Here is a 24,025-nt window from a genome sequence, read left to right as displayed (position 1 = left end):
TCCCTGTGGTGCGGGCGGGGAGCGGCAGTCCTCATCCCCGCCCACACCGCGATAGGTCCTCTACTGCGGCGGGTTCTCTTCCGCGTCTCGCAATGCCTGCCCAGAGGCGTTCTTGAGTCTGGTGACCCAGGTTTCGAGCCTCTGTTTGAGCGTGGGGTCGGCGGAAGTGTAGGAGTTGTCGAGCTGGTAGGGATCGGCGGACAGGTCGTACAGCTCATGTTCGCCGGTGTTGTAGGCGACGTAGTTCAACGCTGCGTTGATGCCGAGCGTGTTGGGTTTGGCCCGCAGGCCGGCGTAGACGGGAGCGCCTCCGGAGGCGAGCGCTTGTGCGTCGCCGGGATCTTGGGGTTCCAGCAGGTTGTTCAGAGTGTTGGTGTTCAGGGTGCTGGGTCCGGCATGCTCGTTGAGGAACGCCAGGCGCCACCGCGATGGTGTGGTGCCGCGCAGGAACGGCACGAGTGAGCGGCCGTCGACGAAGGCGGGCGCGGTTGCTCCGGCCAGTTCGGCGAATGTCGGTGCGAGGTCGACGTTGAGGGTGAAGGCGTTGACGACCGCCCCGGCGGGGACGCCGGGTCCGCGGATGACCAGCGGGACGTTGAGATCTTCCTCGAAGGCGGTGTTCTTGCCGGAGTTCAGGCGGTGCTGGCCCTGGTGGAACCCGTTGTCTGACGTGAAGACGATGTAGGTGTTGTCGAGTACGCCTTGCGCCCGCAGAGTGTCGATCGTGTCCTGGACGAGGTCGGCGACCGAGCGCAAGGATTCTCTGCGCTTTTCGTAGAAGGCGTCGATGTTGTCGATCTGGGCGGCGGTGAGCTTGGGTTTGTTGCGGATCCACGCCGGCTTGTCGCTGACGTCGTCCTCGTTGAAGGACGGAGTGCGTGGAGCCTTGGCGTTGGGGTAGATGCCGTCGTAGCGCGGCGGCGGCGTCGCCGGTCCGTGTGGGATATAGGGGGCGACGTAGGTGAAGAATGGTTTGTCCGGGTAGTTGGTGGTGGTGTTCTTGATGAACGTGGTCAGCCTGCGAGAGATCACGTCAACGCCGTAGTCTGACGGTGCGCCGCCGAAGTGGACGGTCGTGCCATTGTCGTTGACGTCGTAGTTGTACTCCGAATACGGGCTTCCGCCGTTGGGGCTGAACCAGCGCGTCCAGCCAGGCGGAATGTAGGTGCTACTGGGCGCTCCGTTGGGGTACCCGTTGAGGTACTTACCGAAAAACCCGGTGCGGTACCCGGCGCTTTGCAGCCAGGTGGCGACGGTCGAGCTCTCCAGTCCTTTGCTGTGGACGGACTGGAATCCGCCGCCGGAGGCGGCCTCGTTGGTGTAGATGCCCGTGTTGTGTGCGAACTGTCCGCGCAGCGTGGACGTTCGCGATGGGCAGCACAGCGACAGTTCGACGAACTGCTTGTTGAATGTCGTTCCCTGACTGGTCAGGAGCGTCTGGAGCCCGCCGTCCTTGCCGAAGACGTCCTCGTTGAGGTCATCGGTGAGGATGAAGACGATGTTGGGCTGGGTCGTCGCCGCCGACGCCGGCGAACTGTCGAGTTTCACACCCGCGTAGGTGATGCTCGCGGATGCGATGAGCAGGGCCCCCAAGAGTTTCGATCGGTGACGATGTGGCTTGCGGGCGTTCATACTGCACCCTTTCCCGGGATACCTGGTCCATCGCTTGATGTCGATGAATACGCGCCGAGACATTCCAGCCTCGATCTGGGTGAAGTCCATCCAGGCGTGCCGGCGACTGCGGCACAGAAGGTCTCGCCCGAATGGGAGGTGGAGAATCAGCGGTGGCGAACCGGGCGACACAAGGCGCTGCTCACGCGCGCCAAGTCGATGTGACGCCGCACAGTGGCGTGGAAGCCGTGTCCATTCCAGGCGGTCGATGTCATGACCACAATCAAATCCGAATCAATCCTACCGGTCAAGTGGGTAATAATGTGCACTCGCCGCTGAAGTAGTGCCGCATCATGCAACGTTCGCCCTGTTCACGAAGGTGTCGGTGGTACGGATCCAGTCGTTCACCTCGCGTCGGGTGGCGAGGCCCTCGGGGGTGCTGTTCCCGGGGTGGATGGCGCCCGCGAACGGGCCGATGGTGGCGGCGAGGATATTCAGGCCGGCCGTGTGGGCGCGGTGGGCCAGGGCCTTGAAGCCTTCGATGAGGGCGTGAGGAGGCTCAGTCCGGCGGCCTGTGGATCGGTCGCGATCGACGGCGAAGGCGCCTCAACCATCCGCGGCCGATGAACAGGTCCGCGAGGAGCAGCAGTTCGGCCGCGCCGGCGGTCATCGCGGCGCTCCGTACCTCCTCCGACGACGACACCTCCCGGGCCGGGACCGGTTTGAGCCGGCCCGTCGGGTCCCAGGACACGGCGATGACCGAGCCGGGCTTCGCGACCGACGAGCCGGTCTCCATCGTGCCGGGGCCGTTCCCCCCGCAGGACAGCCGGTAGTGGTAGGTCACCTCGGTGTGGGTGTCCCACGATCCTGGATCGTTGGGACCGGTGCCAGGATGGTAGTCGGACACGGTGCGCGACTCCGACCGCTCCGACAGCACCGTGCAGTCGCTCACCCGTCCACGATCGGCCCGTACGACGTCCGTCACCGCTCCTTGCGCGGACCAGACGGACATCGCCAGCAGCAGCGCCACGGGCAGGCACAGCAGCGTGCCCATGCCGAAGAAGACCACGGCGACCGGCGCCATGGAGACGAAGAACCCGGCGATCGCCAGCAGCACGGCAGGCCAGCCCGTCGGGCCGTAGGCCGCGAGGAAGCCGTTCGCGACGCCGAGTCCGATGGCGAGCGCCGCCGCACCTGTCAGCCGCAGGAACCGCCGCGCTCTGCCGTCATACCTGCCCCAGTACGCCATCCCATTCGAAATGATCACGCACCCAACCCGCGACGGCAAGCGAGCGCCGGGAATCCGCGCCTTCCCGCACGCGCGCCCTCACCACCGCGCCCACGATGGTCTCGTCCGCGGTGACGTGGTGACCGACGGCGGGTCGGTGGGTACGGGCCGCGTCCTCGCACCCCCTGCGGCGGTTACCGACGAGAGCGGACGCGATCTGGTGACGTTGGACGCCCTGGCCCGGCGCGGGGGGACATATCGCGACAACGAACGGCGGGTGGTGTGGTTCCAGCTCGTCTTTCCGTGCCGAGTTCCTGCCAGCGGCGAGCCGTGAGGGGAACATGCGAAGCTTGGGAGGCGTCTCGTCCGCGTCCAGCCTCCCTCGGGCGGCGGGCGAGCGGCCATGGAGGTCGTCGCGACCCGATGCGACGTTCATGGGAACTCCGCTCGCGGGCGCCTCACCCGGTGCCCGCGAGCACGCCTCCCTCCCTCCCCCGGCCAGGCACCCCTCTGTCGTCCGCGAGCAGGGCTTCGGCTCCACGCTGCGCCCGGTCAACCAGCGCCAGATCGAACTGCGGATCAACCAGTACGGCGGCGACAACTCCTTCTTCCGGGACGACAAGGCCGACATCACGCTCGGCAAGGGCGGCGTGGACGACGCCGAGGACGCCGAGGTGATCGTCCACGAGTACGGGCACTCGGTGCAGGACGGCCAGGTCACCGGGTTCGGCACGACCCTGGAGTCGGGCGCCATCGGCGAGGCGTTCGGCGACTACCTCGCGGTCGCGGTGACGAGCTGGAAGACCGGCACGCCCACCAGGACGCCCGAGGCGTGCGTCGCCGACTGGGACTCGGTCTCCTACACCTCGGCCGCCCCCCACTGCCTGCGCCGCCTGGACGGCACGAAGCACTACCCGCAGGACGTGGTCGGCGAGGTGCACGCCGACGGGGAGATCTGGTCCTCCGCGCTGTACGCGATCAGGACCGCGCTCGGCGACACCCTCGCCGGCGAGGTCATCATCGACGCGCAGTTCGACTTCACGAAGGACACGACCTTCCGCGCCGCCGCCGAGGCGACCGTGAGGTCCGCGCAGCGGCACGGCGGCGCCGCCGCGGCCGACGCCACCCGCGCCGCGTTCGCCGCCCGCGGCCTTCTCTGACCGGCCCGGTCATCGGCCCTGGTCCTCGTCCCGCCCGCCGCTCCGGCACGCCCGGGGCCGGCGGCGGGGCTCGGACCCGCCTCGGCGGGAGGACGCCGGCGAGGGCGGACCGGCTCCGGGAAGGTCAGGCAGGGGCGGGCCGGGTCAGGTCGACGACAGGGGACGGGTGACCTCCTCCAGGGACCTGCGCTCGGCGTTCACCGCCAGGAACCAGGCCACCGCGCCGGCCGACACCATCAGCGCCGCGGCGAAGGAGTAGCCGTAGAACAGCCGGACCGGGTCGAGATGGGCGCGATCGCCGATGAGCGCGCCGAACACGGTCGGGCCGAGGGCGCCGAAGCCCTGGGCGACCGAGAAGAACAGCGCGATCGCCAGCGCCCTGATCTCCAGCGGGAACAGCTCGCTCACCGTCAGGTACCCCGAACTCGCCGCCGCCGACGCCACGAAGAAGATCACCGACCACAGGATGGTCTGCGTCGTCGCCGTCAGCACGCCCTGCTTGAACAGCCACCCGGTGACCGCCAGCAGCAACCCCGAGAAGACGTAGGTGGAGGAGATCATCACCCGGCGGCCGAGGGTGTCGAAGAACCGTCCCAGCAGCAGCGGCCCCGCCAGGTTCCCCACCGCGAACGCGAACAGGTACTTGGAGGCGTCGTGCGGTGAGACGCCGTAGAAGGTGCTCAGCACCAGCACATAGGTGAAGAAGATCGCGTTGTAGAGGAACGACTGGCTGATCATCAGCGTCGCGCCGAGGATCGTCCGCCGGGGGTACTGCCGCAGCACGACCCGCAGGATCTCGCGGTAGGCCGGCGCGCCGTGCGGGCGGAAGTCCATCGCGCCGGCGGGGTCCACCGGGGGCACCGCGCCGCCGCTGCGACGCACGGCCTCCTCGATCTCCCCGGTCGCGCGCTCGGCCTCCTCCCCCCTGCCGTGCATGAGCAGCCACCGAGGGCTCTCGGGCAGGCGGCGGCGCAGCACCCAGATGGCGGCGCCGAGCGCCGGGCCGATGAGCAGCCCGATGCGCCAGCCGAGGTCGACGGGCAGCAGCGCGGGGTTCAGCAGCACGTACGTGCTCGCCGTTCCGAGCATCGCCCCGAGCCAGTACGTGCCGCTGACGGCCAGGTCGACCCGGCCCCGGTAGTAGGAGGGGATCAGTTCGTCGACGGCCGAGTGGATCGCCGAGTACTCCCCGCCGATGCCGGCGCCCGCCAGGAAGCGGAAGAACAGCAGGAACAGCAGGTTCGGCGAGAAGGCGGTGATGCCGTTCGCGACCAGGTACAGGCCCAGGGTCAAGATGAACAGCCTGCGCCTGCCGAAGCGGTCCGACAGCCGGCCGAAGACCAGCGCGCCGATGACCTCGCCGATCAGGTAGACGGTGGCGGTGAAGCCGACCTCGACCGCCGACAGCCCGAGCGTGCGCCGGTCCTGCAGCACCGACCCGATCGCTCCCGCGATGGTGATCTCCATGCCGTCCAGGACCCAGGCGACGCCGAGGGCCGCGACCAGCCGCGTGTGGTACCCCGACCACGGCAGCCGGTCGAGCCGCGCCGGCACCAGACTGCGGACCACCCTCACCATGGTCACTCAGCGTAGCGACACCTCACCCATGGCGAGTCTGTCAGGCGATGAACGTCGTCCAGTTCTCCGCGATGTGGAAGCCCATGCTCTCGTACAGCGGGACGCCCATCGTGCTGGAGTGCAGGAACGCGGTGCGCGCCCCGGTCGCGTACCCGTCGCGCAGCACCGCCGCGGTGGCGGCCCTGCCGTGGCCGCGCCGCCGGTGCGCCGGGAGGACGGCGATGTTGAACAGCGCCACGTGGTCGCCGAGGAAGACGCCGAACGAGGTGGCCACCGGCTCGCCCGCCTCCTCGGCGACGTAGGCGCGCATGGCGGGGTGGTCCAGGACGGACGGCAGGCACATCGGGGTGAACAGCGACGGCGGCCCCTCGTACCCGGCGGCCAGCATCGCCTGGTACAGCGCGCTTTCGTCCCCGCCGACCGGGCGCACCTTGGACGGGCCGTCCTCGGCGTCCGCCGCGTCGGCCCGCGACAGCGACTTGAGCATGAACGGCAGTGTGGACCGCCGCGCCAGCCCGTGAGCGGCGGCCGTGTCGGCGATGCGCGGGTCGAACCGCTCGCCGCGCACCTGGACGCTCCACGGCATCGACCGCAGTTCCGGAGACCCGGCGAAGGCCGCGATCTCGGCGGCGTCGGGCTCGCGGGCGCTGCTGAACACCCCGTTCAGCAGGGGCATCGCGGCGCCCGAGATCACCTGGGAGGTGCCGTGCGCACCGTCGCGGGAGAAGCCGCTCGGCTGCGCCCGCGCGAACATCTTCATCGCGTCCATCCACACGGCGGCCGCGGTGTCCTCGTTCTGCCTTGTCTGCACGTGAGAACCCTACGATGCCCTCTCACCTGGACAGGAGCCGGGCTCGGCCCGCCGCCGCGGACGGCGGGCGGGCCGGCTCCGGCTCCAGAGGGGGCGGGGTCAGCCGGCCGCGGCCGCACTGGTTCTGGCGTCCCTCATCGACAGCGACGGGGCGAGGTCCTCCAGCGACCGGCGCTCGGCCTTGACCGCGAAGAACCACGCCACCAGCCCGGCGCCGATCATGAGGGCCGAGGCGAACAGGTAGCCGTAGAACAGGCGGGTCGGGTCGGGGTGGGCCTGGTCGCCGATGAGCGCGCCGAACACCGTCGGGCCGAGAGCGCCGAAGCCCTGGGCCACCGAGAAGAACAGCGCGATCGCCAGCGCCCTGATCTCCAGCGGGAACAGCTCGCTCACCGTCAGGTACCCCGAACTCGCCGCCGCCGACGCCACGAAGAAGATCACCGACCACAGGATGGTCTGCGTCGTCGCCGTCAGCGCCCCCTGTTTGAACAGCCACCCGGTGATCGCCAGCAGCACTCCCGAGACGACGTACGTACTGGAGATCATCGGCCGGCGCCCGACGGTGTCGAACAGCGGGCCGAGGATGAACGGCCCGGCCAGGTTGCCCACCGCGAAGACCAGCAGGTACTTCGAGGCGTCGTTCGGGGACACGCCGTAGAAGGTGTTCAGCACGAGCACGTAGGTGAAGAAGATGGCGTTGTAGAGGAAGGACTGGCTGACCATCATGGTCACGCCCAGGAAAGTGCGGCTCGGGTACTCCCGCAGGACGACGCGCATGATCTCCCGGTAGGACGGAGACCCGTGCGGGCGCAGTTCCAGCGCCTTGCTCTCGTCGACCGGCGGCAGACGGTGCCCGCCGGCGGCGACCGCCTTCTCCACCGACTCGGCGGCCTGCTCGGCCTCCTCGTGCCTGCCGTGCATGAGCAGCCACCGCGGGCTCTCGGGCAGGTGCCGCCGCAGCACCCAGATGGCCGCGCCGAGCACCGGGCCGATCAGCAGGCCGAGCCGCCAGCCGAGGTTGAGCGGGAGGAGGTCGGGGTTGAGCAGGATGTAGGTGCTCGCGGTGCCGATGATGGCGCCCAGCCAGTACGTGCCGCTCACCGCGAGGTCGACCCGGCCGCGGTAGCGAGAGGGGATCAGCTCGTCGATGGCCGAGTGGATGGCGGCGTACTCGCCGCCGATGCCCGCGCCGGCGAAGAACCGGAAGACCAGCAGGAAGGCCAGGTTCGGCGAGAAGGCGGTGATGCCGTTCGCGGCGAGGTACAGCGCGAGCGTCAGGATGAACAGCTTGCGGCGTCCGAAGCGGTCCGACAGCCGGCCGAAGACCAGGGCGCCCGCCACCTGGCCGATGAGATAGACCGTGGCGGTGAACCCGACCTGGACCGCCGACAGCCCGAGCGTGTGCTTGTCCTGCAGGACCGACCCGATCGCGCTGGCGATCGTGATCTCCATCCCGTCCAGCACCCACGCGACTCCGAGCGCGACGACCAGCCGCGTGTGGAACCGCGACCACGGCAACCGGTCCAGGCGCGCCGGGACCAGCGTTCGCACGACATCTGACATGTTCACCCGCCCTAGCGTCCGCACCGCCCCAACCGGCGGCCGACCTCGGCCGCCCCGGCGGCGACTACGGCAACGCCCTCTGCCCAGCCGAACGCCTCTCTAACGGTCTGTGAGGGCCCCGCCACCAGCCCGGCCCGGAAACGACCAGCGGCCGGGCTCCTCGCCAGACGAGTCCGTCCCCATGCCTCCGCCTGTGCCTCGGGAAACGCCTCCGCAGCCCGGTCCGGAACCCCCATGCTCCACCGCCAACGGCCCTCTCACCACAACCCTCTACCGGCCTGATACGTCGTCATCCTCTGGGTCGGGACGACGTTGGCGAGGGAGGTGGACATCTCCCGTGCCAGCCGAATGATCGGCTGACTCCACCAGGTCACGCTCTATGAGGTCGATCTGACGTAGGAGATCCTTCTCCGAGGGGGCACTGATCAGGTAAGGCCCACAGCCTCGCGGGACGGCCCACCACTGGCGCGTCCAGCAGCCGAACCACACCTCCCACCCATGGAAGTCGTATCGGAGCCCCGCCGTGGCCCCATCGGCACCGCCCTCATGCAGAGTCAGATCCGCCCAGATCAGGCGTCCCCTGTGATCGCCCCGCATCCCGGTCTGAGTACTGAGCGCCGCGACGATGGCCAGCCCTCTTCCTCCCTCGCTCATCTCGTCATCGGCGCCCGTTCGAGGCAACGGGACCGTCGGGCCTTCGACGCCGTCGTCGTACCCGGACTACTCCAAACACCCGGTTACATGGAAGCTCTGATCCCGGGATCCGACACCAACGCCGACCTCACTCCCTTCGGAACTCCGTTCAGGCTCGAACGACAACGGATCCTCAGCGCCCTCGACCCTCCAGAGATCGAAGCCGTGCTGGACGAGAGCCTGCTCCATAGAGCACCTGGCGGGATAGAGGTCCTGAAGGAGCAGCTCATACAGCTGATCGAGCTGTCCCAACGGCCGAACATCACAATACGGGTGCTGCCGCTGAGATCACCGGTCCACCCCAGTCCGGAAGGCGCCTTCCTCCTCTTCGAGATGCCGGAGCCGTTTCCCGAGGTCGGCTACGTGGACACTCCGGCCGGCGGTCTCTACGTCGAGACGGACCGCGTGGAGCGACTTATCATGAAATTCGATCGCCTGCGTGATCACTGCCTCACGACAGACGAGTCAAGGAGCCGCATCAAGGCGGCTGCGGATTCGATGGCCCAAGGGCGGAAAGCGACGGCACAGTGACCAGGTCGACTTCATCGGAAGAACTCCGCGTCTCGCGGCATATCAGCAGATTTAGCCCCAACGGTGGCAGCGACTGCGTCGAAGCGGGTCCCGTCCTCGACGGATCCGACCGAATCGCCGTCCGGCACAGTCACCATCCCGAGGGCCCGATCATCGTTTACAGCCGGACAGAATGGAACGCCTTCCTCGCCGGCGTCCGCGCGAACGAGTTCGACTTCCTATAACCCCCCTCCTCCCGTGGAGGGGGCATACGGCAACGGGCCCTGCCCGCCCGGCGGGCCGGCGGTCCTCCTGACGACCGGGCTCGTGCCCGATGCACAGCCCGCGCCAGCTCGTTTGCGTGTGGTTTCTCGCGAGACGGCGGCAACGGAAGGCAACGGATGGCGGCGCCCCGGGGATGTCCGTTCGTCAGCGGGGTGTCTCCGTGCTCGCCAGCAGGGCATGCTCGTCGATCGGGTTCTCGTGGGTGCCTTCGCTGGTGCAGGCGTGGGCGCCGGCGATGGTGCCGAGGCGGACGCAGTCGGCGACGGGCAGGCCGCGCAGCCGGCCGTAGAGGAAACCGGACACGAAGGCGTCTCCGGCTCCGTTGGCGTCGACGACGGGCCCGGTCAGGGGCGCGGCCGGGAAGTGCCGCACGTCGGCGGAGGCGGCGCGCTCCCACTGCCCCGCGCCCGCCGGCCCCACCGCCGCGGGTCCATCAAGCTCGCCTGGGGGGACCTCCAGGAGGTAGGCGCCGGCGGCTCCGGCGGTGCAGACGACGGTGGTGGCCCGGCCGCGCTGGATGATGTCGCGCATGACGGCCGGCGGGTCGGTGAGCTTGGCGGCGGACAGGAAGACCAGGTCGGAGTTGTAGGCGAAGTCCTGGTGGTAGGGGTTTTCGCCGTCCCAGTCGTGCAGGTCGGTCGAGACGGGCACGCCCAGTTCCCGCAGCTCGGGGTACAGGTGGCGGGAGAAGTCGGTGATCGACACGTGGACGTGCCGGGCACGGCGGATCGCGGGCCGGTACAGGCCGGCGGGCAGCCGCTGCCCGGCGGCCGCGCGGGCGTCATAGAAGGAGGTGCGCCGCCCGTCGGGGCCGACGAGGAGCACGCTGCGCCGGGTGCCTTCGGGGACGACCGCCCAGGCGAAGCCGGCGCCGCGCGCGGCGAGGTGGTCGCGGATCAGCGCTCCCTGCGGGTCGTCGCCGATCAGGTCGATCAGCAGCGACCGCAGTCCGAGGGCGTGGCAGCCGAGCACGACGCCGCTGCCGGTGTTGCCGATGCGGTCGACCACGGGCGGCACGCCGTAGGTGTCGGCGTACGGAAGCGGCAGCTCGGGCACGTAGACGGTCGTGTCCACGCCCGCCCCGCCGATCACCACGACGTCGTACCGCTCCCCCGCGTCCTCCCGCTCCACGCGCCCCTGCTCCACGCGCCCCTGCTCCACGCGCTCCTGCTCTACCTCGCCCTGCCCTGCGTCCCTCTGCCCGGCCTCCACCTGCCCTGCGGCCCGCTGCCCGGCCCCCTGCTTCCGCGCGCCGTCCTCCGGACGCTCACCTCGGTGCACGTACGCCCACCCCTTCCGCTCCGGCTCCATGCCCTGATCCCCGTCCGGACCGACACTGTCTCAAAATCGTCTCAATAACTGTCTCATTAATGTCCCGGCCCGGGGAGGTGCCGGTAGACGGTGGCGCGGGAGACGCCGAGCACGGCGGCGATCTCGGCGGCGGTGCTCCCTGCGGCGTGCATGCGGCGGGCCGTCTCGGCCATGGCCGGGCTCATCACTCCCGGCCGTCCCCGCCGCCCGCGGGCCGCTCCAGAGGTCGCGGCGGCTCCGGCGCCGTTCCCGGCCTGCCTCGCCGCGCTTTCCGCCGGTAGCGCGAGACCGTCGGACGCGCCGCCCGCCGGCGGGGCGGAGCCGCCGGACGCGCCGTGCCCCACCAGGGCGGGGGCGTCCGCCGCGCCGCCGTCCTCCGGCCGGCCGGGACCGTCCGGCACGTGGACCTCCGCCGCCGGGCGGGCGAGGCCGTCCGGCGCGGAGCCCTCCGTCCGCCCGGCGGACAGGTCCGGCGCGGCGTCCAGCAGCAGGCGCACCCCCCGCAGCACGGCGGCGCGCAGGGCCCCGGCCGGGGCGTCGGCGAACAAGACGATCGGGTCGGAGAGCATCGCGATCGCCTGCGAGGCGCGCACCTGCCGCTCGAAGTCCGGGTCGGGCCCCGCGACCAGGGCGTTCGCCCGCACCATGGCGTCGCGGAAGCGGTGGAAGATCGTGTTCTCGACGGCCAGCGCCAGGTCGTAGAGGTTCATGCGCAGCAGATAGCGGTGGGCCAGCCACACCTCGACGAGCCCCTCGATGACGGCCCACTTCGCCGCGACCGGCTCGGCCAACCGCGCGGCGGCGGCCACGGCCGCGTCGAGGTCCTCCAGCATCGGCGCGGCCAGCGCGCCGACGATCTCGGCCTTCCCCGGGAAGTGGTAGAGCACCGCCGTCTTGGTCACGCCCACGCGTTCGGCGATCTCGCGGATCGACGTGGCGTGGTAGCCGCGCGCGGCGAACTCCTCCAGCGCGGCCTTGAGGATGCGGGTGCGGGTGTCCGGCGGTGTCAATGCCACGGGGATCAGCATAGCGGTTGACTGACCGCCGGACAGGAAGGTAGCGTCTCGCCCTGACCGATGGTCAGTGAATCGACCGCCGGGCTCCGCGCGCCGCAGGGCGCGGAGGAGGAAGGAGCCCGGCCCGCCACAGGGCGGAGCGGCGGGGACCGGCCGTCGGACGACGGCACGGAGGCGGGAGAGCGTGATGGCGGGGCGCACGGTGCTGATATCAGGGGCGGGCATCGCCGGGCCGACGCTGGCGTACTGGCTGGCGCGGCACGGCATGCGGCCCACGGTGGTCGAGCGCGCGACGACGGTCAGGTCCAGCGGGAGCCCGGTGGACGTCCGGGGCCCGGCGGTGGAGGTGGCCGAGCGGATGGGCGTCATGCCCCGCCTGCGCGAGGCGGCCACGGACGTCAGGGGGTTGAGCTTCGTCGACGCCGCGGGCAGGCGCGTCGGGCGGGTGAACATGCGCGCCGTGCAACGCGCCGCCGGCAGCCGTGAGGTCGAGGTGCCGCGCGGCGACCTCGCCTCGATCCTGTCCGAGGCGAGCCGGGACCACGTCGAGCTGCTCTTCGGCGACTCCATCGCCACCCTGAGCCAGGATCCGGGCGGAGTGGAGGTGACCTTCGAGCGCGCCGCGCCCCGGCGCTTCGACCTGGTGATCGGGGCCGACGGCCTGCACTCGACCGTGCGGCGGCTGGCGTTCGGGCCGGAGCACGACTACGTGCGGCACGCCGGGGTCTGGGTGGCGACGCTGCGCCTCGGCCGCCCGGCCGAGGATCCGCACCACGTCGTCATGCACAACACCCCGGGCAGGGCGGTCGCCGTGCATCCCTCGATGGGCGGCCCGGCCCTGGCGGCGTTCATGTTCCGCGGACCCATGGTGCCGGACTTCGACCACCGCGACGCCGGACAGCACAAGCGGATGATCGCCGACGCCTACGCGGGCGGCTCGTGGCAGGTGCCCGAGCTGCTGGAGCAGGTTCGGGCCACCGACGACCTCTACTTCGACTCGGTCAGCGTGGTGGATCTCCCCCGCTGGTCACGCGGCCGGGTCGCGGTGCTCGGGGACGCGGCGTCGTGCGTGTCGCTGTTCGGGGACGGCTCCACCCTGGCCATCGCCGGGGCCCACACCCTGGCCGAGGAGCTCGCCGCCTCCCCCGCCGACCACGCGGCGGCCTTCGGCCGGTACGAGATGCGGCACCGGAGGCTGGTCGAGCCCAAGCAGCGGAGCGTCGACCAGGCCGCCGCGATGATGATCCCGGCGACCTCGGCCGGCATCCTGACCCGCAACCTCGCCACCCGCCTGTGGCCGGTGGCGGCGGCCGGCGTCTGGACGAGACGCCGCCTCACCTCACACCGTCAAACCGCGTGACGAACGGCCCCGAGGAGCACACCACCGGCAGCGGCCGCCTCCTCCGGCCGCATCTCTTCCCGGTGGCGGGACTTCTCCGTGACGGACGGCTTGCCTTGACGCCGGTGGCAGGGTTCTAACGTTGCCCTGGTCTGACAGGTCCCGGCCGCCGAGAAAGGCCGCCGGGTGGCGGAGGGACGGCGGATGAGGTTCGGGGTCGGCTACAACACCGCGTATCACGGCGTCGATCCGGAGGAGATCGCCGCCTTCGCGCGGCACGCGGAGGACCTGGGGTTCGAGTCGCTGTACCTGCCGGAGCACCTGGTGCTGTACCCCGGCGCGAAGCTCGGGCCCTACGAGATCCCGCAGACGCTGCCGTACGCCGATCCTCTCGACTGCCTGAGCTTCGTCGCGGCGGCCACGAGCCGGATCCTGCTCGGCACGGGCGTGCTGCTGCTGCCGTACCGCCATCCGGTGGTCCTCGCCAAGCGGCTCGCGACCATCGACGTGCTGTCCCGGGGGCGGATGCGGCTGCTGACCGTGGGGCTCGGCACGCTGCCGGGCGAGGCCGCGGCGATGGGGGTCGACTTCCGCACCCGCGGCCGCCGCGCCGACGAGGCGATCGACGCGATGCGGCTGCTGTGGGCCGGCGGCGAGGAAGGCGTGAGCTTCGCCGGAGAGTTCTTCTCCTTCGAGAACGTGTGCAGCTACCCCAAGCCGCACGGGGTCGCGCGTCTCCCGATCCACATCGGCGGCTCGAGCCGGGCGGCCGCCCGGCGGACCGGTCTGCGTGGCGACGGCTACTTCCCGGGCGGCGCGCTCGACCCCGCCGAGCGCGCCGCGCAGGTGGAACTCGCCCGCTGGACCGCGGCCGGGGCGGGCCGCGACCCACGCGCCCTGGAGTACACGCGGTGGGGGTCGATCGACATGACCGCCGCACAGGTCGAGGCCCTCGCCGCCGAAGGCGTCACCCGCATCGTCGTCAACCCCACTGCCGCCGACCCCGACCGGCGCCACGAGGAACTGTCCGCGTTCGCCGAGCGCTTCTCCCTCACGGGATGACGCGCCGGCGCTTCTCGCTCACCACCAGGTACCCGCGTGCTCACGGGGATCGTCAGCGGTTGACCAGCGGGCCGGAGCCGGTGGAGCCGCGGACCACCAGTTCGGGCTGGAAGACCAGTTCGATGTTCTTGGGCGGGGCGCCGCCGATCTCCTCCAGCAGGGTCTGGACGGCGGCCGAGGCCATCGGGCCGATCGGCTTGCGGACGGTGGTGAGCGGCGGGTCGGTGAAGGCGATGAGCGGCGAGTCGTCGAACCCGACGACCGAGACCTCGCCCGGCACCGACAGGCCGCGCTCGCGGGCGGCGCGGATGGCGCCCAGGGCCATGAGGTCGCTGGCGCAGACGATGCCGGTGCAGCCGCGGCCGATGAGCGCCGACGCGGCGGCCTGACCGCCTTCGACCGAGAACAACGAGTGCTGGATCAGGTCCTCGCAGTCGGACACGCCGAGCAGTTGCGACATGGCCTGCGCGAAGCCCTCGATCTTGCGGATGACCGGGACGAAGCGCCGCTGGCCGAGCGCCAGGCCGATGCGCTCGTGGCCGAGGTCGACCAGGTGCTGAACGGCCAGGCGGGCGGCCATGCGGTCGTCGGGCGAGATGAACGGCGCCGCGATGTGCTCGCTGTAGCCGTCGACCAGGACGATGGGCAGCCCGCGGTCGGTGAGCCGGGTGTAGCGGTCCATGCGCGAGGTGGTGTCGGCGTGCAGGCCCGAGACGAAGATGATGCCGCTGACGTCGCGTTCGAGCAGCAGCTCGGTGAACTCGTCCTCGGGGGCGCCGCCCGGGCTCTGGGTGCACAGCACGGGGGTGTACCCGTGCTGGGTGAGCGACTTCTCGATGGCCTGGGCGAACGCCGGGAAGATCGGGTTGTCCAGCTCGGGGGTGACCAGCCCGATGAGGCCGTTGCTGCGCTGGCGCAGCCGCTGCGGGCGTTCGTACCCCATGAGATCCAGCGCCGTGAGCACGAGCTGGCGGGTGCTCGCCGACACCCCCGACTTGCCGTTGAGGACGCGGCTGACCGTGGCCTCGCTGACCCCCGCCTGGGCCGCGATGTCGGCGAGCCGCGCAGTGCCGTTCATGGACGTTACTTTACGCATCGCCGAGGGCCCACCACGCCGCGCAGTCCGGCGCCATCAGCGCGACGCCGCCCTCCACGGTCACCGGGCCGCTCGCCAGCAGCAGGGCGCCGGGCCTGGGCAGCTCCACGGGGTCGCCGGTGGCGTTGACCGTGCAGGCGAAGGCGCCGTCCCGGGTGAAGGTCAGCGTCCCCGCGGGTGACTCGTGCCAGGTGAGGCCGCCGTCGCCGAGCTCGGGGCGATCGCGCCGCAGCCGCAGCGCCTCCCGGTACAGCCGCAGCGTCGAGGCGGGGTCGCCGAGCTGGGCCTCCACGCTGAGCGGGCCCCAGGACGCCGGGACGGGCAGCCAGGTGTCCTGGATGCCGGGCGGGCTGAACCCGAACGGCGGCTCGGAGTGGGCCCAGGGAATGGGGACGCGGCAGCCGTCGCGGCCGTCGTCGGGGTGGCGCAGCCGCTGCGGGTCCTGGCAGACCTCGTCCGGCAGGTCGAGCACTTCGGGTAGTCCGAGCTCCTCGCCCTGGTAGACGTAGGCGGACCCGGGCAGGGCGAGCATCAGCAGGGCCGCCGCGCGGGCGCGGCGCAGGCCGGTCTCGCCGCCGCCGTAGCGGGTGAGGTGCCGCTTGACGTCGTGGTTGGACAGCACCCAGGTGGGCGGGGCCCCGACGGGGCCGACGGTGGCCAGCGACTCGTCGATGACCGCGCGCAGCCGGCCGGCGTCCCAGGGAGCCTTCAGGAAGTGGAAGTTGAACGCCTGGTGCAGCTCGTCGGGACGCACGTAGCGGGCCAGGCGCTCCTGCGAGGGCGCCCACGCCTCGGCGACGCCGATGCGCTCGCCGTCGTAGGAGTCCAGCACCCGGCGCCAGGTGCGGTGGATCTCGTGGACGCCGTCCTGGTCGAAGTACGGCAGGACGGCGGTGCCGAGCAGCTCGATCTGCCCGGCCGACCCGATGTCGGGCAGCCCGGCGGCCTTGACCATGCCGTGGGCGACGTCGATGCGGAACCCGTCGACGCCGAGGTCCAGCCAGAAGCGCAGGATGGCCTCGAACTCGGCGTGGACCTCGGGGGCGTCCCAGTTGAGGTCGGGCTGCTCGGGGGCGAACAGGTGCAGGTACCACTCGCCGTCGGGCAGCCGCGTCCACGCCGGGCCGCCGAACACCGACTCCCAGTCGTTGGGGGGCAGCTCGCCGGCCTCGCCCCTGCCGGGACGGAAGATGTAGCGGTCGCGGGCGGGGGCGCCGGGGCCCGCCTGGACGGCCTCGAGGAACCAGGCGTGGCGGTCGGAGGTGTGGTTGGGCACCACGTCGATGATGACCCGCATCCCGTGCCGGTGGGCGTCCCGGATGAGGGCCTCGGCGTCGGCGAGCGTGCCGAAGATCGGGTCGACGTCGCGGTAGTCGGCGACGTCGTAGCCGAAGTCGGCCATGGGAGAGGTGTAGAAGGGGGTGAGCCACAGGGCGTCCACGCCGAGCTCGGCCAGGTAGTCCAGCCGGCTGCGCACGCCGAGCAGGTCGCCGACGCCGTCGCCGTTGCCGTCGGCGAAGCTGCGCACGTAGACCTGGTAGATCACCGCGTCCCGCCACCACCGGGTGGCCGCCTTGACGGGGCGGGCTTCACGGACGACGTCGGTCATTGGGATCCCCGATTCTCCGAAATTTCAGGACCGATACCACCATGAGGGTCAGGACTTCGTCGCCCCGGCGGTGAGGCCGGTGACCAGGTGGCGCTGGACGAGCAGGAAGACCACCGCGGCCGGCACGGCGATCAGCACCGAGGACGCGGTGAGCAGGCCCCACTCGGCCTTGTGCTGGCCGACGAACTGCCCGAGCCCGACCGCCAGCGTGTACTTGTCGTCGCCGGTCATGAACGCGGTCGCGTAGGCGACCTCCGCCCAGGCGGTGATGAAGGAGTAGAAGGCCGCGACGGCCAGGCCCGGCCTGGACAGCGGGAGGATCAGCCGCCAGAACGTGCCGAAGGGCGTCAGCCCGTCCACCCGTCCCGCCTCGTCGATCTCGGCCGGGACGGTGTCGAAGTAGCCCTTCATCATCCAGGCGCAGAACGGCACGGTCGAGGTCAGGTAGGCGATGACCAGGCCGGGGAACTGGTTGATCAGCCCCAGGCCGGCGAGCAGGTTGTAGATGGGCACGATCAGGATCGCCACGGGGAACATCTGCGTGACCAGCAGCATCCACATGATCGACCGGTAGCCGGGAAAGCGGAAGCGGCTGACCGCGTAGCCGGTGGTGGCCGCGAGCACCACCCCGAGGACGGTGGTCATCGCCGCGACCAGCAGCGAGTTGAACAGCCAGCGCGGGAAGGCGGTCTGGCCGAGCACCTGGGCGTAGTTGGACAGGCTCGGGCTGTTGAACAGCTCCACCGTGGAGGACTGCCAGGCGTCCCTGGGCTTGATCGAGGTCAGCACCAGCCACAGGACCGGGAAGACCGCGATGACGCTCGCGGCGATCAGCGTGGCGTGCAGGGCCAGTGACCTGCCGGGGCCGCGGCTCTCGCGGCCGCGCGGGCGCGTGCCGCCCGCCGGGGTGAGCGTGCTCACCATGCCTCCCCCTGCCGGCGCAGCGCCCGGCGGTAGACGACGGCCAGGACGACGAGCAGGACCAGGATGAGCACGCCCCACGCCGCCGAACCCGAGTAGTTGCGGATGCCCTCGAACGCCTGCCGGTAGGCGTAGGTGACGAGGATCTCGCTGGACCCGCCGGGGCCGCCCCTGGTGACCAGGAAGATGACGGGGAACTGGTTGAAGGTCCAGATGGTGCCGAGCAGCACGACCGTGCTGGACACCGGCCGAAGGCCCGGCAGGGTGATGTGCCGGAAGCGCTGCCAGGGCGTCGCGCCGTCCACCTCGGCCGCCTCGTACAGCTCGCGCGGGATGGCCTGGAGCCCGCCGAGCAGGGCGAGCATCATGAACGGCACGCCGAGCCAGACGTTGACGGCGATGACCGAGGCCTTGGCCCACAGCGGGTCGTCCAGCCAGTCGACCCCGGCCAGGCCGGCCGCCCGGAGCATCGCGTTGACGACGCCGAACTCGCCGTTGAGCAGGTAGCGCCAGATGAAGGCCGACACGAACGCCGGCACGGCCCACGGCAGCACCAGCAGCATGCGGTAGAGCGAGCGCAGCCGCATCGGCCGGTTGAGGAGCAGGGCGAGGCCGAGGCCGATGCCGTAGTGCAGGGCGACGCAGACGACGGTCCAGGTGACCGTCCAGCCGAGCCGGGACAGGAACTCGCTGGAGGTGACGATGTCGGCGTAGTTGGACAGGCCGACGAACTCGTAGGTCGAGGGGATGACGTTCATGCCGATGGTGCGGCCCATGTTGGCCTCGGTCGCGTCGGTGAGCGACAGGTAGAGGCCGCGCACCAGCGGGTAGCCGATCAGCACGAGGGTGACGATGACCACCGGGGCGCACATCGCCCACGCGTACCAGTGGCGCGCGAGGAACCGCCCCGCGCCGCCCTCGCGCCGGGGACGGCGGGCCCGGCCGCGGGACGGTGCGCCCGCGGCCGTGCCGTCAACGACCTGCGTCGTCATGGGTCACAGGCTCCAGCCCTTGAGGATGCCCTGGTAGGCCTTGGCGACGTCCTGCAGCGCCGCGTCGGTGCCCTTCTGGCCGGCGGCGATCTTCTGGTAGCCCTCCAGCAGCGGCTGGAACAGCTGGCCGCCCTCGGGGATCCAGGGACGCTCGACCGCGGAGGCCATGGGCTCCTTCCACTTGGCGATCATGTCGTTGGCCTGGGCGTCGGGCATGGCGTAGGCGGACTGGCGGGCGGGCAGCAGGCCGAGCTTGCCCGCGACCTTGGCCTGGCTCTCGGCGGAGTCCATGAACTGGACGAACAGGTAGGAGGCGTCCAGGTTCTTGGAGCCGGCGTACACCGCGTAGTCGTGGCCGCCGGTGGGGGAACCGGCCTTGGCCGAGCCGGACGGCACCGGGGCGATGCCGAAGTTGTCGGGCTTGTCCTTGAAGACCTTGCCGCCGAGGTTGTCGGTGTTCGACCACGGCCCGTTGAAGATCATCGCGACCTTGCCTTCCTTGAAGGCGGTCTCGGCGTTGGTGTAGCTGTCCTGGATGGCCGGCTTGGCCGCGGCGCCGGACGTGATCAGGTCCTCGACGATCTTCACGCCCGCGGTGGACTGCGGCGAGGCGACGGTGATCTTCTTGCTCGCGACGTCGAGCAGGTCGCCGCCCTCGCCGTAGATGAACGGCAGCAGGAAGTAGGCGTCCACGTTGAGGGCCAGGCCGTCGGCGCCGGCCTTGGACTTGACGTCCAGTGCGACCTGCTTGAGCTCCTGGAAGGTCTTCGGCGGCGCGTCGTGGCCGGCCTTCTTCAGCAGCTCCTTGTTGTAGAGCAGGCCGAGGGTGTCGGTGACCTGTGGCACGGCGTAGGTCTTGCCGTTGTACTTCCCGCTGCTCGCGGGGCTGGCGAGGAAGTCCTCCGGCTTGTCGAGGGCGGGGGTGCCCTCCAGCGGGGCCAGGTAGCCCAGGGAGGCGAACTCGGCGACCCAGCCGACCTCGGCGCGCAGCACATCGGGCGCGCCCGAGCCGCTCTGCGCCGCGGTCTTGAACTTGTTCTGCGCGTCGGCGAAGGGCACGTTGACGTAGTTGACCTTGATCTTGGGGTACTTGGCCTGGAAGTCCTTGATCAGGTCCTGGAAGACGGGCCCCTCGTTGGTGGCGTCGGAGGTGTCCCACCACGTCACCTCTCCGGAGACGGCCGAGGCGTCGGCGCTCTTGGCCGGGGCGGCCGACGGGGTGGGGGTGTCCTGGCCGCCGCAGGCGGAAACCGCCAGCGCGAGCGCCGCGGCTGCCGCCGCTGCCGAGATGCCTCGCCGCATTGTGTGCACTCCTTGCTCAGCTCCATTGCCATGAGACCGGGACGCCCGCCACCCCCCGAGCGGTGGCGGCGTCCACCGGGTACGCGGAACGTAACAGGCGTGTGAACTGACATGAAAGACCTTTCGGAAAGTTGCTGCAAATTGTGACACGTCCGTCATTGCATCGGCATTACCAGAGAACGGGCGGACGAGTGACGCGCGTCGCCACCGGCCGAAGGACGCCTCGCGGACGCCTTTCCCAGCGGGTGTTTGCACACGTCCTGACGTCGGCCACGAGGCAACGGTCAAGTAACCAGCGCATGAGCGATTTATTACGACACGTATGGACACGGCGGCCCGGGACGCGATGTACTACCTCATCAATCACAATGACGGCTGGGATCCGGGTTCTGATGCCCGGGAGGAACGAGTGACGATGAGTACCGTCGTTCTCGACAGCGTGACGAAGGTGTACCCGGGGGGGCATCTCGCGGTCGATCGCATGAGCCTGCGCGCGGAAGAGGGCGAGTTGCTCGTCCTGCTCGGGCCGTCCGGATGCGGGAAGTCCACGCTGTTGCGCATGATCGCCGGGCTGGAGGAGATCACCGCCGGCGATCTCTATCTCGACGGGAAGCACGCCAACGACCTCGCCCCGCGCGACCGCGATGTGGCGATGGTCTTCCAGAACGGCGCTCTGTACCCTCACCGCACCGTCCGGGGCAACATCTCCTTCCCCCTGGAGATCGCCAAGGCCGATCCGAACATGGTCAGGGAGCGGGTGGTCGAGCTCTCCCGCGCCCTGCACATCGACGAGACGCTGGACCGCCGGCCTGGAACGCTCTCCGGCGGGCAGCGCCAGCGGGTGGCGATGGGCAGGGCCATCGTCCGGCAGCCCTCGCTGTTCCTGATGGACGAGCCGCTGTCCAACCTCGACGCCGGGATGCGCACCGAACTGCGCATGGAGATCTCCTCGCTGGTGCGGGCGCTCGGCGTCACGACGATCTACGTCACGCACGACCAGGTCGAGGCGCTCACGCTGGCCGACCGCATCGCCATCATGAACCGCGGCGTCCTGCAGGACGTGGGGACCCCCGGGCAGATCTACAACGACCCCGCCACCGCCTTCGTGGCGGCCTTTCTCAGCTCACAGCAGCTGAACCTGCTGTCGGCGACGGTGCGGACCCCACAGAACCAGTACATCTCGCTCGACTTCGGCCTGCACAACATCACGATGCCGTGGACCGACCCCCGCGCGTACGCCGTCTCCCAGCACACCGGCAGCCAGATCATCGTGGGCATCCGGCCGGACGGGCTCACGCCGATCCCCGAGGGCGCCGACGGGCCGCACTTCACCGGCAGGGTGCGGGCGCTGGAGTACCACGGCCACGAGTGGCTGGCCTACCTGGAGGTGGGCATCCCGGCCGTGGTCGCGCCCGAGCCCGGCCCCGCGAGGGTCAACGGCCACACCAACGGCAACGGCAACGGGCACGCGGCGCACGGCCCGGGCCGGGTGCGCACGATGATGCGGCGCTTCATCTCGGGCGGCGAAGGACCCCCGCACGCCGAGGAGAACACGCCCACGCCGGGCAGCGGCCACCACCGCCGCGCCGACATCATCGTCCGGCTCGGCTCCCGCCCGGTGTGGCGCGCCGGAGAGATCGGCCGCGTCGCGGTCGACCTCAGCAGGCTGATGCTCTTCACGGTGCAGGGCAACCGCATCGACCCGCCCCGCCGGTAGGAGCCCCCGCCCCGCGCCGCGCGCCTCAGGCGAGCGTGCGGGGCTCCGCCGCGGCGAGCAGGGCGATGATCTCGACCACTCTGACCACCTTGTCCAGCTCGACCTGGTGGAAGGCCGGCCCTTCGGAACGTGCCACGACCAGGTGCAGGCCCGCCGCCTTGACCGGGAGGCTGAGCAGGTGCAGCGGCCCCTCGCTGAACGCCGAGGGCCGCAGCGGCGTCAGGTCGGGCATCTCCTCCACGCCCGGAGCCTGCCAGCTGCCGTGCACGACGGCGCCGGTGCCGGAGTCGACCGCGACGGCCCACTCGGCGCTGACCAGGTCGGGCACCGCGTCGACGAGCGTGACGAAGGCCCGCTCGGCGTCGGTGACGACGTGTCCGAGCAGGTCGTAGTCGGGGCTCGCGCCGGGCACCTCCCTGGTCGGCCACACGCCCTCGATGCGCACCCCCGGCACGACGGACAGGCGGTCGCGCAGCTCGTCGGCGGCGAAGCCGCCCGGCCAGGACACGGTGAAGTCGTCGACCGCACGGCCCGCCTCGCGCTCCAGGACCGTGACCTGCAAGATGTCCGCGCCGAGCACTCCGAACGCCCGGGCGACCTGTCCGAGGACCCCCGGGCGGTCAGGGAGCGACACCCGAACTCTCAGCACCTTCACCACCACCTCTCATGTCCAGCCGGGCCACGCATGCGTGCCGACCTCCTGTTTTGTTTCATCCGCGGCCCCTCGCCACACAGGGTGTCGGATGTAGGTTTCACCGATGTTCCGGAGATATGTAGGAAATAAATCCAATTCAGTATTGATAGGCGCCCGCGTCCGGGTTCTTCGATCGCCGGATCGTCCGCCCCGCCGCGTCGTGGGCCATGGAGGCCCCGCCGTACCAGGATGCCCCGAGCGGCACACCCTGCCCGATGGCGGGTGACCCCGGACGAAGCCGCAGGTCACGACGGCCGGCGAAGCGCGGGTCCGCGTGGATGGAGCGGTGGCCGGGCTTGAAGTCCTTGATCCTGCCGTCGTAGACCCCGCCCGCGTCGTCGATCCCCGAGGCGTCCTCGAACCCGACGAGGCCGCCCACCTTGATCGCGTTGTTGCGCAACCTGAGGATCTTCTTGCCGCAGCCGTCGGCACAGGAGAAGCCGATGGTCCGGCGCGCGGGAAGGTACACCGAGTTGTTGACCGCGACCGTGCCCCTGACCGGGCCGACGATGTGCCCGGGCCCCCGGGTGATCAGGAACGATCCCCGGGGACGCGAGGAGGTCACCACGTTGTTGGCGAACAGGTTCCCGTCGGCGGTCCCGCCGGGCCGGTGGCCGAGCTCGGTGAAGGTCTCGTTGTCCCTGGCGACGTTGTGCGCCACCAGGTTGCGGTCGCCGTCGTACACCTCCACGGCCGCGCCGTCGGTCACGTAGTCCTGGCTCCTGGCGTAGCTGCCGGAGATCAGGTTGCCGATCACACGGTTGTCGTCGCCGTTGAGCAGCACGCCGAACGCGCCCGAGTCGTTGTCGGGCTCGGCGTCGTCGACGCTCATCCGGTCGTTGCCCACCATCTGGCTGTTGCGCAGGACGTTGCGCCCGCCGCGCGCGGTCATCCACACCCCGGCGACGTTGCGGTCGGCGTACACGTCCCACAGGTCGTTGTGGCGGCCGTCCACGCGGAAGCCCGCCCATCCGCAGTCGCTCGCCCGCACCTCCGACACCCGCAGGTAGGACCCGGCGACCACCACGCAGTCGTCATCACGCCCGCTGATCTTCGGCCGCCCGCCCTTGCCGTAGGCCCCGACGGTGATCGGACGCCGGGCGGTGCCGTCCGCCTCCAGCCTCAGCGTGCCCTTCCACCGGCCGCCCCGCCTCAGCAGCAGCGTGTCCCCCGGGCGCAGCCGGGCCTCCCCCGCCCGCTCCAGCGACCGCCAGGCCTTGCCCGGCGAGGTGCCCGGCGCGTCGTCGTCCCCCTCGCGGGAGTCCACGTAGAAGGCCCGGCCGGCGGCGGAGCGTTCCAGAGCCGCGCCGGCGCCGCCGGTCCCGGACGCCGCCCGCGGCGCGGCGGCGGCGGCGGCGTTCGAGCGCTCCACGGGAAGCGAGGCGGCCGACGCCGGGGTGGCGAGCAGCACGGAGGTCAACGGTAAGGACAGACAGGCCCGCCAGGCTTTCGGCGCCATAACCCCACACTCGGTATTAAAAGGTTGCTGCCGCACACCGTAGCGGTCGGTGATCCCCAGGGGGAGAC

The 24,025-nt window shown here is 70.8% G+C and carries 21 protein-coding genes; 6 read left to right on the top strand and 15 right to left on the bottom strand.

The window, feature by feature from the left end; all coding sequences use genetic code 11:
- Positions 1–60: 60 nt before the first annotated feature.
- From ACFQSB_RS13615 to ACFQSB_RS13605, 3 genes are all read right to left on the bottom strand, one after another.
- Positions 61–1,632 (bottom strand): sulfatase family protein, encoded by a 1,572-nt coding sequence (locus tag ACFQSB_RS13615; RefSeq protein WP_380826697.1) that lies wholly within the window; start codon positions 1,630–1,632, stop codon positions 61–63.
- A gap of 146 nt (positions 1,633–1,778) precedes the next feature.
- Positions 1,779–1,886, bottom strand: coding sequence for a putative leader peptide (locus ACFQSB_RS13610; RefSeq protein WP_380826763.1), 108 nt, complete (start codon positions 1,884–1,886; stop codon positions 1,779–1,781).
- A 284-nt stretch (positions 1,887–2,170) separates the two neighbouring features.
- Positions 2,171–2,878, bottom strand: coding sequence for a hypothetical protein (locus tag ACFQSB_RS13605; RefSeq protein ID WP_380826696.1), 708 nt, complete (start codon positions 2,876–2,878; stop codon positions 2,171–2,173).
- Positions 2,879–3,273: 395 nt separating this feature from the next.
- Here ACFQSB_RS13605 and ACFQSB_RS13600 point away from each other — a divergent pair, with 395 nt between their 5' ends.
- Positions 3,274–3,999, top strand: coding sequence for a M36 family metallopeptidase (locus ACFQSB_RS13600; protein WP_380826695.1), 726 nt, complete (start codon positions 3,274–3,276; stop codon positions 3,997–3,999).
- 144 nt (positions 4,000–4,143) lie between these two features.
- Here the strand turns inward: ACFQSB_RS13600 and ACFQSB_RS13595 are convergent, their stop codons facing one another.
- The 3 genes from ACFQSB_RS13595 to ACFQSB_RS13585 form a co-directional block, all read right to left on the bottom strand.
- Entirely contained in the window at positions 4,144–5,577 is a 1,434-nt protein-coding gene (locus tag ACFQSB_RS13595; protein ID WP_380826693.1) for an MFS transporter, read from the bottom strand.
- 40 nt (positions 5,578–5,617) lie between these two features.
- A complete protein-coding gene (locus ACFQSB_RS13590; protein ID WP_380826691.1) occupies positions 5,618–6,388 on the bottom strand; it encodes a GNAT family N-acetyltransferase in 771 nt (256 codons plus the stop codon).
- Positions 6,389–6,487: 99 nt separating this feature from the next.
- On the bottom strand, positions 6,488–7,951 hold the full coding sequence (locus tag ACFQSB_RS13585) for an MFS transporter (RefSeq protein WP_380826761.1): 1,464 nt from the start codon (positions 7,949–7,951) through the stop codon (positions 6,488–6,490).
- A gap of 498 nt (positions 7,952–8,449) precedes the next feature.
- Between ACFQSB_RS13585 and ACFQSB_RS13580 the strand changes: the two genes are divergently transcribed.
- Positions 8,450–9,175 carry a DUF5753 domain-containing protein gene (locus tag ACFQSB_RS13580; RefSeq protein ID WP_380826690.1) on the top strand — a complete coding sequence of 242 codons (726 nt, stop codon included), beginning with the start codon at positions 8,450–8,452 and terminating at the stop codon, positions 9,173–9,175.
- Positions 9,172–9,399, top strand: coding sequence for a DUF397 domain-containing protein (locus tag ACFQSB_RS13575; RefSeq protein WP_380826688.1), 228 nt, complete (start codon positions 9,172–9,174; stop codon positions 9,397–9,399). The genes ACFQSB_RS13580 and ACFQSB_RS13575 overlap by 4 nt, the downstream gene beginning before the upstream one ends.
- A 184-nt stretch (positions 9,400–9,583) precedes the next feature.
- Here the strand turns inward: ACFQSB_RS13575 and ACFQSB_RS13570 are convergent, their stop codons facing one another.
- The gene (locus ACFQSB_RS13570; RefSeq protein WP_380826685.1) at positions 9,584–10,750 is read right to left on the bottom strand and encodes a carbohydrate kinase family protein; all 1,167 of its coding nucleotides are present in this window, start codon (positions 10,748–10,750) and stop codon (positions 9,584–9,586) included.
- Between the two features lie 56 nt (positions 10,751–10,806).
- Complete coding sequence (locus ACFQSB_RS13565) at positions 10,807–11,766, bottom strand: TetR family transcriptional regulator (RefSeq protein WP_380826684.1); 960 nt, start codon at positions 11,764–11,766, stop codon at positions 10,807–10,809.
- 187 nt (positions 11,767–11,953) lie between these two features.
- Between ACFQSB_RS13565 and ACFQSB_RS13560 the strand changes: the two genes are divergently transcribed.
- Positions 11,954–13,126: an FAD-dependent monooxygenase gene (locus tag ACFQSB_RS13560; protein ID WP_380826683.1), complete on the top strand. Its 1,173-nt coding sequence runs from the start codon at positions 11,954–11,956 to the stop codon at positions 13,124–13,126.
- 183 nt (positions 13,127–13,309) lie between these two features.
- Positions 13,310–14,167 (top strand): LLM class F420-dependent oxidoreductase, encoded by an 858-nt coding sequence (locus ACFQSB_RS13555; RefSeq protein WP_380826682.1) that lies wholly within the window; start codon positions 13,310–13,312, stop codon positions 14,165–14,167.
- Positions 14,168–14,219: 52 nt separating this feature from the next.
- Here the strand turns inward: ACFQSB_RS13555 and ACFQSB_RS13550 are convergent, their stop codons facing one another.
- Genes ACFQSB_RS13550 through ACFQSB_RS13530 form a run of 5 tightly spaced genes read right to left on the bottom strand, consistent with a single transcriptional unit; the run spans position 14,220 to position 20,087 of the window.
- A complete protein-coding gene (locus ACFQSB_RS13550) occupies positions 14,220–15,245 on the bottom strand; it encodes a LacI family DNA-binding transcriptional regulator (RefSeq protein WP_354836113.1) in 1,026 nt (341 codons plus the stop codon).
- A gap of 10 nt (positions 15,246–15,255) precedes the next feature.
- Positions 15,256–16,872, bottom strand: a complete 1,617-nt coding sequence (locus tag ACFQSB_RS13545; RefSeq protein ID WP_380826681.1) for a glycoside hydrolase family 13 protein — start codon at positions 16,870–16,872, stop codon at positions 15,256–15,258.
- 48 nt (positions 16,873–16,920) lie between these two features.
- Positions 16,921–17,796: a sugar ABC transporter permease gene (locus ACFQSB_RS13540; RefSeq protein WP_380826680.1), complete on the bottom strand. Its 876-nt coding sequence runs from the start codon at positions 17,794–17,796 to the stop codon at positions 16,921–16,923.
- Positions 17,790–18,785: a carbohydrate ABC transporter permease gene (locus tag ACFQSB_RS13535; protein WP_380826679.1), complete on the bottom strand. Its 996-nt coding sequence runs from the start codon at positions 18,783–18,785 to the stop codon at positions 17,790–17,792. Before ACFQSB_RS13535 ends, ACFQSB_RS13540 begins: the two co-directional genes overlap by 7 nt.
- A 3-nt stretch (positions 18,786–18,788) precedes the next feature.
- The gene (locus ACFQSB_RS13530; RefSeq protein ID WP_354924391.1) at positions 18,789–20,087 is read right to left on the bottom strand and encodes an extracellular solute-binding protein; all 1,299 of its coding nucleotides are present in this window, start codon (positions 20,085–20,087) and stop codon (positions 18,789–18,791) included.
- 415 nt (positions 20,088–20,502) lie between these two features.
- On the opposite strand from ACFQSB_RS13530, the gene ACFQSB_RS13525 reads away from it, so the two are divergent.
- A complete protein-coding gene (locus ACFQSB_RS13525; protein ID WP_380826678.1) occupies positions 20,503–21,804 on the top strand; it encodes an ABC transporter ATP-binding protein in 1,302 nt (433 codons plus the stop codon).
- 25 nt (positions 21,805–21,829) lie between these two features.
- On the opposite strand, the gene ACFQSB_RS13520 is transcribed toward ACFQSB_RS13525, so the two are convergent.
- Both ACFQSB_RS13520 and ACFQSB_RS13515 read right to left on the bottom strand, forming a co-directional pair.
- Positions 21,830–22,438 carry an ACT domain-containing protein gene (locus tag ACFQSB_RS13520; RefSeq protein ID WP_380826677.1) on the bottom strand — a complete coding sequence of 203 codons (609 nt, stop codon included), beginning with the start codon at positions 22,436–22,438 and terminating at the stop codon, positions 21,830–21,832.
- A 157-nt stretch (positions 22,439–22,595) separates the two neighbouring features.
- Positions 22,596–23,909, bottom strand: a complete 1,314-nt coding sequence (locus ACFQSB_RS13515) for a right-handed parallel beta-helix repeat-containing protein (RefSeq protein WP_380826675.1) — start codon at positions 23,907–23,909, stop codon at positions 22,596–22,598.
- Positions 23,910–24,025: the final 116 nt, after the last annotated feature.

Origin of the sequence: Sphaerisporangium rhizosphaerae, from assembly GCF_042665155.1 — a bacterium.
GTDB classification, from domain to species: Bacteria; Actinomycetota; Actinomycetes; order Streptosporangiales; family Streptosporangiaceae; genus Sphaerisporangium; species Sphaerisporangium rhizosphaerae.
This window is presented reverse-complemented; position numbering and strand designations above follow the sequence as displayed.

Coding starts and splice junctions, on each gene's coding strand:
- ACFQSB_RS13545 (WP_380826681.1), bottom strand. CDS start 16,872: ATGACCGACGTCGTCCGTGAAGCCCGCCCCGTCAAGGCGGCCACCCGG.
- ACFQSB_RS13615 (WP_380826697.1), bottom strand. CDS start 1,632: ATGAACGCCCGCAAGCCACATCGTCACCGATCGAAACTCTTGGGGGCC.
- ACFQSB_RS13585 (WP_380826761.1), bottom strand. CDS start 7,951: ATGTCAGATGTCGTGCGAACGCTGGTCCCGGCGCGCCTGGACCGGTTG.
- ACFQSB_RS13610 (WP_380826763.1), bottom strand. CDS start 1,886: ATGACATCGACCGCCTGGAATGGACACGGCTTCCACGCCACTGTGCGG.
- ACFQSB_RS13580 (WP_380826690.1), top strand. CDS start 8,450: ATGGAAGTCGTATCGGAGCCCCGCCGTGGCCCCATCGGCACCGCCCTC.
- ACFQSB_RS13530 (WP_354924391.1), bottom strand. CDS start 20,087: ATGCGGCGAGGCATCTCGGCAGCGGCGGCAGCCGCGGCGCTCGCGCTG.
- ACFQSB_RS13540 (WP_380826680.1), bottom strand. CDS start 17,796: ATGGTGAGCACGCTCACCCCGGCGGGCGGCACGCGCCCGCGCGGCCGC.
- ACFQSB_RS13535 (WP_380826679.1), bottom strand. CDS start 18,785: ATGACGACGCAGGTCGTTGACGGCACGGCCGCGGGCGCACCGTCCCGC.
- ACFQSB_RS13570 (WP_380826685.1), bottom strand. CDS start 10,750: ATGGAGCCGGAGCGGAAGGGGTGGGCGTACGTGCACCGAGGTGAGCGT.
- ACFQSB_RS13560 (WP_380826683.1), top strand. CDS start 11,954: ATGGCGGGGCGCACGGTGCTGATATCAGGGGCGGGCATCGCCGGGCCG.
- ACFQSB_RS13550 (WP_354836113.1), bottom strand. CDS start 15,245: ATGAACGGCACTGCGCGGCTCGCCGACATCGCGGCCCAGGCGGGGGTC.
- ACFQSB_RS13600 (WP_380826695.1), top strand. CDS start 3,274: ATGGGAACTCCGCTCGCGGGCGCCTCACCCGGTGCCCGCGAGCACGCC.
- ACFQSB_RS13555 (WP_380826682.1), top strand. CDS start 13,310: ATGAGGTTCGGGGTCGGCTACAACACCGCGTATCACGGCGTCGATCCG.
- ACFQSB_RS13525 (WP_380826678.1), top strand. CDS start 20,503: ATGAGTACCGTCGTTCTCGACAGCGTGACGAAGGTGTACCCGGGGGGG.
- ACFQSB_RS13595 (WP_380826693.1), bottom strand. CDS start 5,577: ATGGTGAGGGTGGTCCGCAGTCTGGTGCCGGCGCGGCTCGACCGGCTG.